Source organism: Clostridium acetobutylicum ATCC 824, from assembly GCF_000008765.1.
GTDB classification, from domain to species: domain Bacteria; phylum Bacillota; class Clostridia; order Clostridiales; family Clostridiaceae; genus Clostridium_S; species Clostridium_S acetobutylicum.
Window position 1 is genome coordinate 3,782,949 of record NC_003030.1, and the last position, 13,595, is coordinate 3,796,543.

At 32.2% G+C, this 13,595-nt stretch carries 10 protein-coding genes and 8 tRNA genes; 4 read left to right on the forward strand and 14 right to left on the reverse strand.

What is annotated here, in order from left to right; genetic code table 11:
• Positions 1–2: 2 nt before the first annotated feature.
• The 3 genes from CA_RS18405 to CA_RS18415 all read right to left on the reverse strand — a co-directional run bounded on the left by CA_RS18405 (position 3) and on the right by CA_RS18415 (position 3,920).
• Complete coding sequence (locus CA_RS18405) at positions 3–1,325, reverse strand: ABC transporter permease (protein WP_010966847.1); 1,323 nt, start codon at positions 1,323–1,325, stop codon at positions 3–5.
• Positions 1,315–1,995 (reverse strand): ABC transporter ATP-binding protein, encoded by a 681-nt coding sequence (locus CA_RS18410; protein WP_010966848.1) that lies wholly within the window; start codon positions 1,993–1,995, stop codon positions 1,315–1,317. The genes CA_RS18405 and CA_RS18410 overlap by 11 nt, the downstream gene beginning before the upstream one ends.
• 689 nt (positions 1,996–2,684) lie before the next feature.
• Positions 2,685–3,920 carry a competence/damage-inducible protein A gene (locus CA_RS18415; protein WP_010966849.1) on the reverse strand — a complete coding sequence of 412 codons (1,236 nt, stop codon included), beginning with the start codon at positions 3,918–3,920 and terminating at the stop codon, positions 2,685–2,687.
• Between the two features lie 269 nt (positions 3,921–4,189).
• On the opposite strand from CA_RS18415, the gene CA_RS18420 reads away from it, so the two are divergent.
• Positions 4,190–5,176: a DnaD domain-containing protein gene (locus CA_RS18420; protein WP_010966850.1), complete on the forward strand. Its 987-nt coding sequence runs from the start codon at positions 4,190–4,192 to the stop codon at positions 5,174–5,176.
• Positions 5,169–6,152, forward strand: coding sequence for an ATP-binding protein (locus tag CA_RS18425; RefSeq protein WP_014519082.1), 984 nt, complete (start codon positions 5,169–5,171; stop codon positions 6,150–6,152). The genes CA_RS18420 and CA_RS18425 overlap by 8 nt, the downstream gene beginning before the upstream one ends.
• A 38-nt stretch (positions 6,153–6,190) precedes the next feature.
• Here the strand turns inward: CA_RS18425 and CA_RS18430 are convergent.
• The 8 genes from CA_RS18430 to CA_RS18465 form a co-directional block, all read right to left on the reverse strand.
• Positions 6,191–6,266: transfer RNA gene (locus CA_RS18430), tRNA-Thr, on the reverse strand.
• Positions 6,267–6,275: 9 nt separating this feature from the next.
• Positions 6,276–6,352: transfer RNA gene (locus tag CA_RS18435), tRNA-Asp, on the reverse strand.
• Positions 6,353–6,360: 8 nt separating this feature from the next.
• A tRNA-Val gene (locus CA_RS18440) sits at positions 6,361–6,436 on the reverse strand.
• Between the two features lie 19 nt (positions 6,437–6,455).
• Positions 6,456–6,527 (reverse strand) — tRNA-Glu (locus tag CA_RS18445).
• Positions 6,528–6,539: 12 nt separating this feature from the next.
• Positions 6,540–6,615: transfer RNA gene (locus CA_RS18450), tRNA-Thr, on the reverse strand.
• A gap of 11 nt (positions 6,616–6,626) precedes the next feature.
• Positions 6,627–6,703: transfer RNA gene (locus CA_RS18455), tRNA-Asp, on the reverse strand.
• Between the two features lie 8 nt (positions 6,704–6,711).
• Positions 6,712–6,787: transfer RNA gene (locus CA_RS18460), tRNA-Val, on the reverse strand.
• A gap of 19 nt (positions 6,788–6,806) precedes the next feature.
• A tRNA-Glu gene (locus CA_RS18465) sits at positions 6,807–6,878 on the reverse strand.
• A gap of 506 nt (positions 6,879–7,384) precedes the next feature.
• On the opposite strand from CA_RS18465, the gene CA_RS18470 reads away from it, so the two are divergent.
• Complete coding sequence (locus CA_RS18470; protein ID WP_010966852.1) at positions 7,385–9,736, forward strand: YhgE/Pip domain-containing protein; 2,352 nt, start codon at positions 7,385–7,387, stop codon at positions 9,734–9,736.
• A 165-nt stretch (positions 9,737–9,901) separates the two neighbouring features.
• Positions 9,902–11,119 carry an NAD(P)/FAD-dependent oxidoreductase gene (locus CA_RS18475; protein WP_010966853.1) on the forward strand — a complete coding sequence of 406 codons (1,218 nt, stop codon included), beginning with the start codon at positions 9,902–9,904 and terminating at the stop codon, positions 11,117–11,119.
• Here the strand turns inward: CA_RS18475 and CA_RS18480 are convergent.
• The 3 genes from CA_RS18480 to CA_RS18490 all read right to left on the reverse strand — a co-directional run bounded on the left by CA_RS18480 (position 11,114) and on the right by CA_RS18490 (position 13,569).
• Positions 11,114–11,860: an acyl-[acyl-carrier-protein] thioesterase gene (locus tag CA_RS18480; protein WP_010966854.1), complete on the reverse strand. Its 747-nt coding sequence runs from the start codon at positions 11,858–11,860 to the stop codon at positions 11,114–11,116. The genes CA_RS18475 and CA_RS18480 overlap by 6 nt on opposite strands.
• A gap of 73 nt (positions 11,861–11,933) precedes the next feature.
• Positions 11,934–12,134, reverse strand: coding sequence for a DUF1858 domain-containing protein (locus CA_RS18485; RefSeq protein WP_010966855.1), 201 nt, complete (start codon positions 12,132–12,134; stop codon positions 11,934–11,936).
• 148 nt (positions 12,135–12,282) lie between these two features.
• Positions 12,283–13,569: an adenylosuccinate synthase gene (locus CA_RS18490; protein WP_010966856.1), complete on the reverse strand. Its 1,287-nt coding sequence runs from the start codon at positions 13,567–13,569 to the stop codon at positions 12,283–12,285.
• Positions 13,570–13,595 lie beyond the last annotated feature (26 nt).

Consider the following 13,595-nt stretch of genomic DNA (forward strand, 5'->3'; position numbering starts at 1 on the left):
CCTTACGAATTTAATGCATCTACTGGATCCATTCTTGACGCTTTACCTGATGGATACATTCCAGCAAGTACTGCTATAAAAATAGAAAAAGCCAGAGTTCCAATTACAAGCCAGTAAGGCATAACGATATCTAAAGATTCTTTTATATTTCTACTTCTCAGATACGCATTCAATCCTAATTGAACTATTTTAACATTTATAAAGCTAAATATAAGTCCAATTACTCCACCTAGTACTCCCATTATTCCTGCTTGAAGTATAAATATGCTCCTTATTTCTCCTCTATTTGCTCCCATAGATTTCATTATTCCTATAGATTTAGTTCTTTCATATATAACCATAGTCATTGTATTAACTATTCCAATTGCCGCAACAAAAAGTACTATAAGTCCTAAAACCGCAAGTATAGCTTCCATTATCTTATATGAGTTTTGGCTTCTCTTTACAATATCCTGATAGCTTACATAGTAGTATCCCATATTCTTTATTGATTTTCCTATGCTTAGTGTATTCTCGGTATTTTTAGCTATTATAACAATTGACTCATAACCATTGCTTTTTAAATAATCATCCTGAAATGTATAGTAGCTTTTTATTTTATTTGTAAGTTCTATTGACGCCATTATTTGATTATCCGCTTCAAATTTATCGCTTATAACTCCAATTACCTTGCCTTTAACTGTAAGAGGTGCTACTGTTATATTTTGATTTTCAGTTTTGCTCTCAGTTATATCTATTTCCTTACCAACAACAGCCTTGTAATCTGTTATTCCCATAGCCTTTAGAAACTTCTGTCCAACAACTACACCATCTTTATCTGAACTTTTTAAGTTTCTTCCTGCAATAATTGGAACAAGCTTATCATTCTTATTATTTTTTCTAACTGATTTTATAGTACTTTCTGAAAAACTATTATCATTATTATATGAACCCATTACCTGGTTTACATTCTTATTTTCTTTTCCATCTATTTTAATATTATCAACATTAATAATTATACTTGTTGTAACATTCTCTATTCCAGGTATTTTCTTTACCTTTTTTACAGTTGTATCATCTATCTTTTTATACATATCATCTTGATTGAAACTACTCATATCAGTGTTCTCAGGATCAAAGTATTTTTCGTTCATGACATTTATTAGTTTTAACGATGTACTGTCTTCAACCTTTCCCATTGCCATTTTCTCACCTGAAGTTCCAAGACTGACTAAAGTTACTACAAGCATTGTTCCTACCGCTATAGCAAGAGATGTCCAAAACGTTCTTCCTTTTCTTCTAGTAAGGTCCCTTCCTGCCATTCTTAAGCCATCTTTAAATTTCACTCTCATCAACCTCCTCAACCTGTCCATCTTTTATCATGATAAGTCTCTTAGCCTTTTTAGCTTCTTCCATATTGTGTGTTACCATAATTATTGTATAGCCTTTTTCATTTAAATCTTCTAAAAGCTTCATTATAAGAGCTCCATTTTTAGAATCCAAATTTCCCGTAGGCTCATCAGCAAAAATTATTTGTGGTTCATTTACAAGCGCCCTAGCGATACTAACTCTCTGCCTTTGACCACCTGACATTTCACTTGGCCTATGCTTTATTTTATCTCCTAGCCCAACCATCTCAAGAGCTCTTTTAGCCTTTTCTCTCCTTGCGTTTCCTCCTATTCCAGCAAAAATAAGCGGCATCATAACATTCTCTAAAGCGGTTTGAGTGTTTTCAAGGTTAAACGCTTGAAATACAAATCCTATAGTTCTATTTCTATACTTTGACATTTCTTTATCTTTTAATCTACTTATATCCTTATTATCTACACGCACACTTCCTGATGTAGGAGTATCTAATCCACCAACAAGATGCATTAGTGTTGATTTTCCCGAACCAGAAGGCCCAACTATTGCAACAAATTCTCCATCGTGTATTTTAAGATTAACATTATTAAGCGCTGTAACTGTTTCCTTTCCCATTTTATAAACTTTAGAAACATTCTTTACTTCTATCATAATTTAAACCTCCAAGCTTTCTATTTAACAACTTTTTGTACTTATCTATGTATCAATTTTAATAAACCAATCTTACATTTAAATGAAAAGTAATCTTACATTTTCTTAATGAATACCATTTCATAAAAAAATAAGGTCTTTTAACTTTCATTAATAGCTAAAAGACCTTATCTTTAAAACAATACGAGTAGTTTTTTAAGCTCCATATTGTTTATTTGTAATTTTTAAAGTTTAAACTTCTATTATTATAACTAATATTTTCCCCGAAAAGTTATAAAAAGCTTGTTCGCATTTTTTCTGTGGCAAACCACATTGGTGATTCCACCATGTCTACAACTAATATTTTTACTTGCTTAGATTATTTTAATATTAGCAAAATAACCTTTATATCAATTAAATAAACATTCCCAATAATTTTAATAAATTAACTAATCCCTGCCTACTATGTATTGTAAGCATTAACCCTTTAGTGAAAAGTTTTGTTATATCTCTGATGTAATTTGCTAGCACTTACATTTACTATATTATATTAATTTATCAACAAAGTCAATATTTTTTTAACAATTGTATAAATAAATGCCTTGATATTTAATGTTTACACATCATGTATTGATTTATATATTTTTAACATATAATGCTGGTAATTACAAAAATAGATGCATACAAAAACATATGCATCTATCTTACATCTAAAGATTAATTATCTCTCTTCTAATCCAATCAATTACTGCATTTACAACTCTATTTCTAACCGTTTGCCTATCTCCAGGCATATTAAGTTTTCTTGTTTTAACCTTTCCATTTATACATAATCCTACATACACAAGACCTACAGGTTTTTCTTTTGTGCCTCCGCCAGGTCCAGCCACACCTGTTGTAGAAACACCTATATTTGTTCCTGCCGTTTTGGCTATTCCTTTAGCCATTTCCGCTGCGGTCTCACTGCTCACAGCTCCATAACTTTCGAGGGTTTCCTTTTTTACACCAAGGCGATTCATTTTAGCTTCATTACTATAAGTAACTGCTCCTTCCATAAAAACCTCTGATATTCCAGGATAATTTATAAGACGTCCCGATAAAAGGCCTCCTGTACAGGATTCAGCTGTAGCTATGGTAAGCTTTTTTTCTATAAGCATTGCTCCAAGTACATCTTCTAATGAAGTATCACCTACTCCGTATACATTCTCCTTAAGTCTCTCTCTTACCTTTCTTTCCATAGGCTCTATGAGTTTCATTGCTACTTCTTCACTTTCTGCCTTTGCAGTTATTCTAAAGGTAACCTCATTATCCTTAGCATATGGTGCAATAGTCGGATTAGTCTGATTATCTATTAAATCCTTAAGCATCTCTGCAGCACCGCTCTCTCCAATACCACAAACTCTTAAAACCTTAGAAACAATTGTTCCTTCCTGATATTTTCTAAGATAAGGGATTACATAATTCCTAAACATAGGTATAATTTCTCTTGGCGGTCCTGGAAGTAAAATAACTACCTTGTCATTTTCATCAATTATGCATCCAGGTGCTGTTCCATGATCGTTCTTCAGTATTGTGCATCCTTCTGGAAAATAAGCCTGTTTTTTATTATTCTCACTTATTTCCTTTCCTATTTTATTAAAAAACTTAACTATTTCATCATAGGACTCCTTATGAAAAATAAGCTTTTTATTAAAATATTCAGCTGCCGTTTCCTTTGTTAAATCATCGTCAGTTGGTCCAAGTCCACCTGTTGTTACAACAATATCTGCTCTATTTATAGCAAGCTCAAATTCTCTTTTTAGTCTTTCTACATTATCTCCCACTACTGCTTGGTGATACATTGAGAATCCCATAGCCCCAAACTCTTTTGCCAAAAATTGAGCGTTAGTATTTAAAATATCTCCAAGCAAAAGTTCTGTGCCAACACATAATATTTCAACTTTCATGTTAAATCCAGATTTATAGAAATTCTATATCTGGTACTTCACCACCATTCTACTTTTAAAATTCATTCTTATTATACTACATTTATACAAACTTTCTATTTCATTTATAATTTTTGCCATATACATCTATACTTTCCTAAACATTTTAAGCTTTACTTAAATACACTAATTGTAATGTATATATATGTCCTATATAATAATATTATCGCATTTTAAGATTAAATGTTATAATTTAATTATATAATTTCATTACGAAAGGCGGCACCACTATGAGCACTTTCATGTTTAAAACTAAAACAAACGAAGTAACACCTATTAGCAATATATTCATAGAAAACTATATGACAAAAGCACGAGGTGAATACGTAAAGGTATATCTGCTAGGTTTAAAATATTGTACCTCAGGTGAACCTGGAGTAAATTCTTCTATGATGGCTTCAAAACTTCACCTCTTGGAAACAGATATAATAAATGCCTGGAACTACTGGAATGACGAAAACGTAATAAAACTTATCCCTATAGATAACAAAGGAAATTTCAATATTCAATTTCTTGACTTATCAGAAGAATCTCCTGAGGATGAAAAAGTGGATTTGCTAAGTGAATTAAACAATACCTCCATAAAGGGAATGCTTCAAGATATAGAAAAATTGCTTGGAAGAACCTTATCTCCAAAAGAGATGTCTACATATATAGGCTGGCAGAAGGAATTTAGCTTTTCTCCAGAACTCATACTTCTATTAATACAATATGCTGTATCAAAAGGCAAAACAAATTATAGATACATTGAAAAAATAGCTCTTTCATGGCATGACTCAAAAATAAAATCTATAGAAGACGCTCAAACCTATATAACAAAACATGAGGACAAATGGATAAAAATACGCAAGGTTCTAGACTACTTAGGAATAAAAGATGCCGAAATCATGAAACCTCAAGAACAGATGCTTACAAAATGGTTAGAATCTTTTAGTTTTCCTCTCGATGTTATATTTAGAGCTTGTGACATATGTTTTGAAAGAATAAACAAGGCTGATTTTAAATATATAGATGCCATATTAACCAACTGGTTCAAAGCAGGAATTAAAACATTGGTAGATGTAGATACAAAGGATTTAAAAAAATCTACATTTAATAAAAAACAGCAAAATACTAACTTTAAAAGCAAAGATAATTTTAATAATTATGAACAAAGAAAATACGATTATGACGATTTAGAAAAAAAATTGTTAGGATGGGATAGTGACGATGATTAAAGGATATTCTGAAAAAGTAGAAAAAATTTATTCTAAACTAAGAAAAACTGAAGAAGATAACTTAAAAAGCAGAAGAGAAGAAATTAAAGACAAATTACCAAAGATAATAAAGATAGATTCCGAGATAAGTAGACTTTGCCTAAAATTATCTACAAATATATTTAAAAAGATAAATAATCGTGATGAATATATAAAGTCCTTAAAAAATGAAATAACAAACTTAAGAATGGAAAGATCTGAACTTCTAGTTTCTAATGGATACCCTATGGATTATCTTCAAATGCATTATAACTGCAGTAAATGTAAAGATACAGGATATATAGGTGCACATAAATGTTCCTGCTATAAAAAATACTTAGTTCAACTTTACTATGATAATTCTGATCTTAAAAGTCTTTTAAACGAAAATAACTTTGAGAATTTTAATATAAACTATTATTCAAATAGAAAATCAGAAGATGAGCCAAGAACTCCTAGAAAGAATATGGAAAAGATTCTTTCTTTATCTTTAAATTACATCAAAAATTTTAGCGATTCAAACGAAAACCTATTGTTCTATGGCAATTCAGGAACAGGAAAAACCTTTTTATCACATTGTATAGCAAAAGATTTATTAGAAAGAGGTTTTCTAGTAATTTATAAAACCTCAGCAGATTTAGCACAAGAGCTTAAACAGCTTCAGTTTGAACCTAATCCTACTCTAGAAGATTTAATAATAAACTGTGATTTACTTATAATTGATGATTTGGGTACAGAACAGATAAGTGCATTCTCAAAAACTTGCTTCTTTAATCTAATAAATAAAAAGTTGCTTTCGCAAAAGAAAATGCTTATATCTTCAAATTATAATTTAGAAGAACTGACAAGATTATATTCAGAAAGAATTACCTCTAGATTATTTGGCGATTTCACCCTATGTAAATTTTATGGTGACGATATAAGAATAAATAGAAACTTAAAAAATAAAAAGATATAAAAATAAAACTGTTTCGATAATTCGAAACAGTTTTATACTGGTGCTGGCAATAGGAATTGAACCCATAACCTACTGATTACAAGTCAGTTGCTCTACCAATTGAGCTATGCCAGCTTATAATATTGGCGACTTGGAAGGGGATCGAACCCTCGACCTCTGGCGTGACAGGCCAGCACTCTAACCAGCTGAGCTACCAAGCCGCAATTTGTGGTGGGCATTACAGGGCTCGAACCTGTGACCCTCTGCTTGTAAGGCAGATGCTCTCCCAGCTGAGCTAAACGCCCACAAATTAATGTTTAAAAGTGACCCGTACGGGAATCGAACCCATGTTACCACCGTGAAAGGGTGGTGTCTTAACCGCTTGACCAACGGGCCTTATTGTTTTACTGGTGCTGGCAATAGGAATTGAACCCATAACCTACTGATTACAAGTCAGTTGCTCTACCAATTGAGCTATGCCAGCTTATAATAGTATGGCGACTTGGAAGGGGATCGAACCCTCGACCTCTGGCGTGACAGGCCAGCACTCTAACCAGCTGAGCTACCAAGCCGCAATTTGTGGTGGGCATTACAGGGCTCGAACCTGTGACCCTCTGCTTGTAAGGCAGATGCTCTCCCAGCTGAGCTAAACGCCCACAAATTAATGTTTAAAAGTGACCCGTACGGGAATCGAACCCATGTTACCACCGTGAAAGGGTGGTGTCTTAACCGCTTGACCAACGGGCCTTATTATGGGGAATCGCATTGCCTCGCGACCCGACAAGTAATATAATACAAAAAAAATCATCATGTGTCAACATATTTTTTATAAAAACTTTTATTTTTATATTTTTTATAATTTTAAAAACTTTTAAACTGTTGAAAACAGTGGCTTTTGTGGATCTTATAAAAGATAAAAAATCTTACTAAATTATAATAAGTATATTTAGCAATAATCTATATTGTTTAATAAAACCCACAACTTAACATAAATTCCTTATCTTAATTTCCTATATTCTTTAAAACAAATTTGTTTCTTATTTATATATTGTGATACTTCTTCAGTTTTATACATTATATTCGTATATATTAAGTAGAAAAAATTAAAAATCACCGAAAATCAATTTAAATTGTTGATTACATATAAAAAAAACGTTTACTCGGTCATTATTCAATAGTGCAAAAAATGAGTTTTTGTGTTATTTTTATACTGACTGGTAAGTACAAAAATAACGAAGAAAGGGGACAAATTTATGAAGTTACAGGAACTTAAATCGAATAAAAACTTTATGTGGAAAATTATTGCCATAGTTACTGGCGCAATCATGTTTATTCCTATGATGTATTCACTCTTTTATTTGGGCGCATTTTGGGACCCATACGGTAACTTAAGTCAAGTACCTGTTGCCATCGTGAATCAAGATAAATCTTATTCAAAAGATGGTAAAACATATACTTTGGGCAATGATTTAGTAAAAAAACTAAAAGATGATGAAAATATGAAATGGGAATTTGTAAGCTATAATGAAGCAAAGAGAGGTGTCGATGGCACCGATTATTATGCCATGATAGTTGTTCCTAAAGATTTCTCTAAAAAAATTGCCAATTCATCTAGTGGTGATTTTAAAAAACCGAAGTTAACATACATTGCAAATAAGGGTAAAAACTATATATTTTCCCAGCTATCTTATAAGGCAGCTGAAAAATTAGAAACAGAAATTTCAAATAAGATTACAAAAGAAACCTCACAGGTTCTTGTTGATAAATTATACGATGTAAAAAGTTCACTAAAAGATGCTAGTGATGCTCAAAACAAAATCCAAGATGGAACACAGAAACTATTTAATGGCAGTGGTGATCTTTCGACTGGATTAAATACTGCATATAATGGTTCTCAAACATTATCATCAGGATTAAACACTGCTGCAACTGGCTCACAGGCATTAAAATCAGGATTAGATACTGCTGCAAGTGGTTCATCTACACTTGGAAACGGAATTTACCAATTATCAAACGGTAATACAACAATAAAAAATGGTTTATTCTCTGCTTTATCTGGCTCCTCTAACCTTAATGGGGGATTAAATCAACTATTAGACGGACAATCTCAAATAGTTAAAGGCTCCAAAGATTTGCTAGATGGTTTAAGCCAATTTAAATCAAGTCTTTCAAATGGAAGCGATATGAGTAGTTTATCTACTGCTACAGGTGCTATTTCTAAAAGTTCGTCGGCTATCTTACAAAATTCTAGCCAAACTGCTAGTAAAGCTGGTGATGCTAACCAAAAAATACAGGATGCAATGGATGCGTTGAATAAAGGAGATACAGCAACTGCATTAAGTAAACTCCAAGATGCTAAAAGTGATGCAAGTACTATACAAAGTTTAAATTCGCCTCAAGCACCAGCACCAAATAAAGCTCCAGACAATATTACAGCAGCCGCTACTATAGGTAAGATTTCTGATGCTATTCCTGAACAAGTAAAAGCTTCAGTAACTGAAACTCAACAAAAAGCTGGAGCTGCAGTTGATCAATTTATCGCTGGTACATCTAAACTTAAACAAGGAAGTAAACAGGTTTATGATGGTTTAAGTTCAGCTGCCTCAGGGTCAAAAGATCTTTCATCCGGCTTAACGCAACTTTATGACGGTTCAAATAAACTACAAAATGGTCTAAATTCAGCTTATGCTGGCAGCCTAAACTTAACAACTGGTCTTAACACTGCTTCAGCAAAAACTGGAGAATTATCAACTGGATTAGGAACATTAAATAGCGGTTCTCAAGCTTTAAATAGCGGTATAGGCACACTAAATACTGGTGCTCAAACATTGAATAACGGCATAGGAACATTAAATGACGGCACTACTAAATTAAAAGACGGATTAAATGATGGTTATAATACACTTAACAACAAATTAAAGTTCACTTCAACTACTATGGGTAACTTTGTATCAAGTCCTATTAGTTTAAGTGATAAATCAATAAATACAGTTAGCAAATATGGAGAAGGACTTGCTCCTTACTTTATATCCCTTTCATTATGGTTAGGTGCTATGTTTATAAATCTTATTATATCCGTAGTAGGAATGCTTAAATTAACAAAAAATAAATTCTTAAACAGCTTCCTAGGAAAACTTCTTGTTGGAGTTGGTTTAGTTACAATACAATCTATAATGCTGACCTTCTCATTGCAACTTGTTTTGGGCGTAGACAGCGTAAACACAGCTTACTTATATCTTAACAATGTGTTTACCTCAATAGTTTTCTTCAGCATTATGTATGGATTATCCACAGCATTTGGAATAATGGCAACACCTATATCTTTTGTATTACTTATTTTGCAGCTATCTGCCTGTGCAGGTACCTTCCCTATAGAAACAGCTCCTGTGTTCTATAGAATGGTTAATAAGTTTATTCCAATGACATACACCGTTAAAGTTATAAGAATGATTCTTAGTGGTATAAATTATTCAGACTTATCTCATAACCTACTAATACTACTTTCATTTATTGTTATTTTCTTAGTAGGTGGATTTGGAATAAAAACATTAAGATTAAGTATAAAAAAGCAGGTTAGTTCTGAAGCTGCCGAAAATATAGCTTAATAAAAAAGAGAGGATTTAGTTCTTCTCTTTTTTTTATATTCGTTAAAAGCCTAATGATATAATTTGATTAATAATAGGCAAACTACTGATATATAGCTTTAATGTTTGTTTTGATGTAAAATATATATGTTTTTAAATGTAATAGATTAGTTAAGGAGTGTTTTTATGAAGGTTATTGTAATTGGCGGCGGTGCATCTGGAATAATGGCAGCAATTTCTGCTAAAGATTTAGGCTATGAGGTTTCTATATTAGAGCGAAACGATAGAATTGGAAAAAAGATATTAACTACTGGAAACGGAAGATGCAATATAACCAATGAAAATATTATAACGAAACGATACCACAGCAATAATCCAAATTTCTTTGAACATGTTATTAATGAGTTTACAGCGGAAAACACCATAAGTTTTTTTGAAATGCTAGGTCTTCCACTAATATCTCTTGAAGGTGGAAAGATGTATCCTTTATCTCTTCAAGCTTCTTCTGTTTTAGACATTCTTAGAATTGCATTGGATGAAAGAGATATTGAAGTTATTACAAATTCTAAAATAACTAAAATAATACGAAATAAAAGCTCCTTTAAAATAATTTCTTCAGACGGTGCTGAATACTTTGCCGACAAAGTCATATTAGCAGCTGGTGGAATGTCTGCTCCTAAAACAGGTTCTGATGGCTTAGGAATGACTTTAGCTGCTTCTTTAGGTCATAGATTAATAAAGACAGTTCCAGCTCTTGTACAGCTTAAATTAGACTTTAAAAGCCTTAGAGCTTTGTCTGGTATAAAATTTGACGGTAACATAAAAATACTAGTTGATGGTGAAGAAAAAAGATGCGAATTTGGTGAAATTCTATTTACTGATTACGGAATATCTGGCCCTCCAATACTTCAACTGAGTAGAATAGCCTCATATGCAGTTGAAGAAAAGAAAGAGGTTAAAATAGAAGTAGATATGCTTCCCCATTACTCCAGGGATAGCCTTAAGGCCTTTCTAGAAAATCATTGGGGTACATTTTCTTATAGAAGTGTTTACGATTCTTTTATAGGTATTATAAATAAAAAAATGATCCCAATTCTTTTAAAACAATGCGGAATAATAGATATTCACAAATACTGCTTTGATTTAACTTGGGAAGAAAAAGAAAATATATTTAATTATTTAAAATGTTGGAGTTTCAAAGTGTGTGGTACAAATTCCTACTCAAACTCACAAGTAACTGCTGGTGGAGTTGATACTGTTGAAGTAAATAATATAACTCTTGAGTCAAAACTTGTACCAGGCTTATATTTTTGTGGAGAAGTACTCGATGTAGACGGAGATTGCGGCGGCTTTAATCTTCAATGGGCATGGAGCTCCGGATACATCGCTGGAAAATGCTTATGATTTAATAAAATCAGTCTTTATTAAAGTTAAATTTTCACCTTGAGAATTAGTTATTAAGTGATTGAAAGAGCATTTTCCTTCACTTTTTTTCATTTCTGTTACTATATCAATCGTTTCTCCGTAGGCAGTTTCCTTTTGATACATAACCTTCAAATCTGAAATTTCATAATCCTTCATAACCTCCAAAGGTATATTTTCAAGAACCCAAGATACATACTTTACATTATTCACATGCCTATTAGTATCTATATCACTGTATCTTACCTTAAATCTATTTTCAAAACTTACTTCTTTAGGTTTACTTAGCTTCTCAAAAGGAATTTGCTCATCATCTTCCTCTGTGAGGTTATATATTTTATATATCTCTTCTGTTACTCTACAAGGTCTTCTTCTCTCTGTGTCAATTAAAAACCATAAAGAATTAGCATATCCTATTTTTTCTCCTTTGTTAAATAGCTCATATTTTCTATAAGCATAGAATTTCCTTATGGAATAAGGTATAGTAGCCACCTCAATTGTATCACCAAGTTCTGGATACTTGTCCATATGAATCTCCCACTTATATACTACCCATGCAAGCTTATTATCTATTAGATATTGTACACTCATACCAAGATTATCTGTTTGATAGGTAGCTATATCTTCTAAGTAACTCATTATCGACGTAATAGTTGCCTTCCCTTTAAAGTCTACTTCGTAAATATGGGTATCATAATTTCTTTTAGTAACAACCTTTGACAATAATATCACCTCTACTATATAAATTAAAAAGTACCATCAGAAAACACATGACGGTACTTTTTTAATAACATTATTAGTTATTTTCTTCTTTACTGTAATTTAAGCTTTTTATTATTTCATCAGCATCTATACCATGAACCATTGCAGCTTCTTCAATTGTTTCACCAAGAGCTGAAGGACAGCAAACGCATCCCATTCCGAAACTCATAAGTATTTCAGCTGCACCGGGATTTTTCTGTATAACTTCGCCAATAGTCATATCCTTAGTTACCACTTGCATCTACCTCTTTTCGTTCTATAGTAATATAGATAAGTAATCCTAATTGATTATGATTATTAATTATCTATGTTTTAATTATACATTAGTTTCCCCTGTTGTCAAAAGATTTTTTATCCATAAATTCTAAATGATGTATTGTTATTTATATGTCTGAAACTTCAATAGTATGATTTCTTTCTGGTCCAACAGAAACTATTGATATTTTAGTTTCTGTAAGCTCTTCTATCCTCTTTAGATATTTCTTTGCATTAAGAGGAAGCTCATCATAACTTCTAGCATCAGCTACACTTTCATCCCAACCATCAAACTCCTCGTATATAGGTTTGCATAAAGCTAAGTCTTCAAGGCTAGCTGGAATATAATCTATAGTCTTACCATTAAAATCATATCCTATACACACTTTTACCTTATCTATTCCTGCAAGTGTATCAATTTTTGTCATTGCAAAACTTGTAAGTCCGGAAACCCTAGCTGCTTGCTTTAATATAACAGTATCAAGCCATCCACATCTTCTTGCTCTTCCAGTGGTTACTCCATACTCAAATCCTGCTTCTCTTATCCTATCTCCCATTTCATCAAGAAGTTCTGTAGGGAAAGGTCCTTTACCAACTCTAGTTGTGTACGCTTTAGCTATTCCCACTGCACTAGTTATCATAGTAGGTCCTATTGCTGCTCCTGGGCAAACTCCTCCTCCTATGGTATTTGATGATGTAACATATGGATAAGTTCCGTAATCTATATCAAGAAGATTTCCTTGAGCACCTTCAAATAAAACCTTCTTACCATTCTTTATTTCATTATAAACTATAACAGAGGTATCCTTAACAAATGGTTTTAATTTCTCACCAAATGCAAGGTATTCTTCACATATTTCATTATAGTCAAATGCATCCATACCATATACTTTAGTAATTATAGCATTCTTTATTTCTAAATTTGATTTTAACTTTTCCTTAAATACTTCAGGATGAAGTAAATCACATACTCTTATTCCTGATCTTTCAGCTTTGTCTGTATAACAAGGTCCTATACCTTTACCAGTTGTTCCTATATCATTTTTTCCTCTATGTTTTTCGCTTGCTCCATCTAGTGCTCTATGATAAGGCATTATTAAATGTGCTCTATCACTCACAATTAGATTTTCAGGAGTTACTTCTACTCCCATTCCCTTAAGATACTCTACTTCTTCAAACATAGCTTTTGGATCTAGAACAACACCATTTCCAATTACATTAACTTTATTTTTATATAATATTCCAGATGGTATTAAGTGAAGTTTATACTTCTTATCTTCTACTTCAACGGTATGTCCTGCGTTATTACCACCTTGAAATCTAACAACCACGTCAGCTCCTTGTGCAAGATAATCTGTCATCTTACCTTTTCCTTCATCTCCCCACTGGGCGCCTAAAACAATAAATGCTGACATAAAAACTCCTCACTTTCATAATTTAA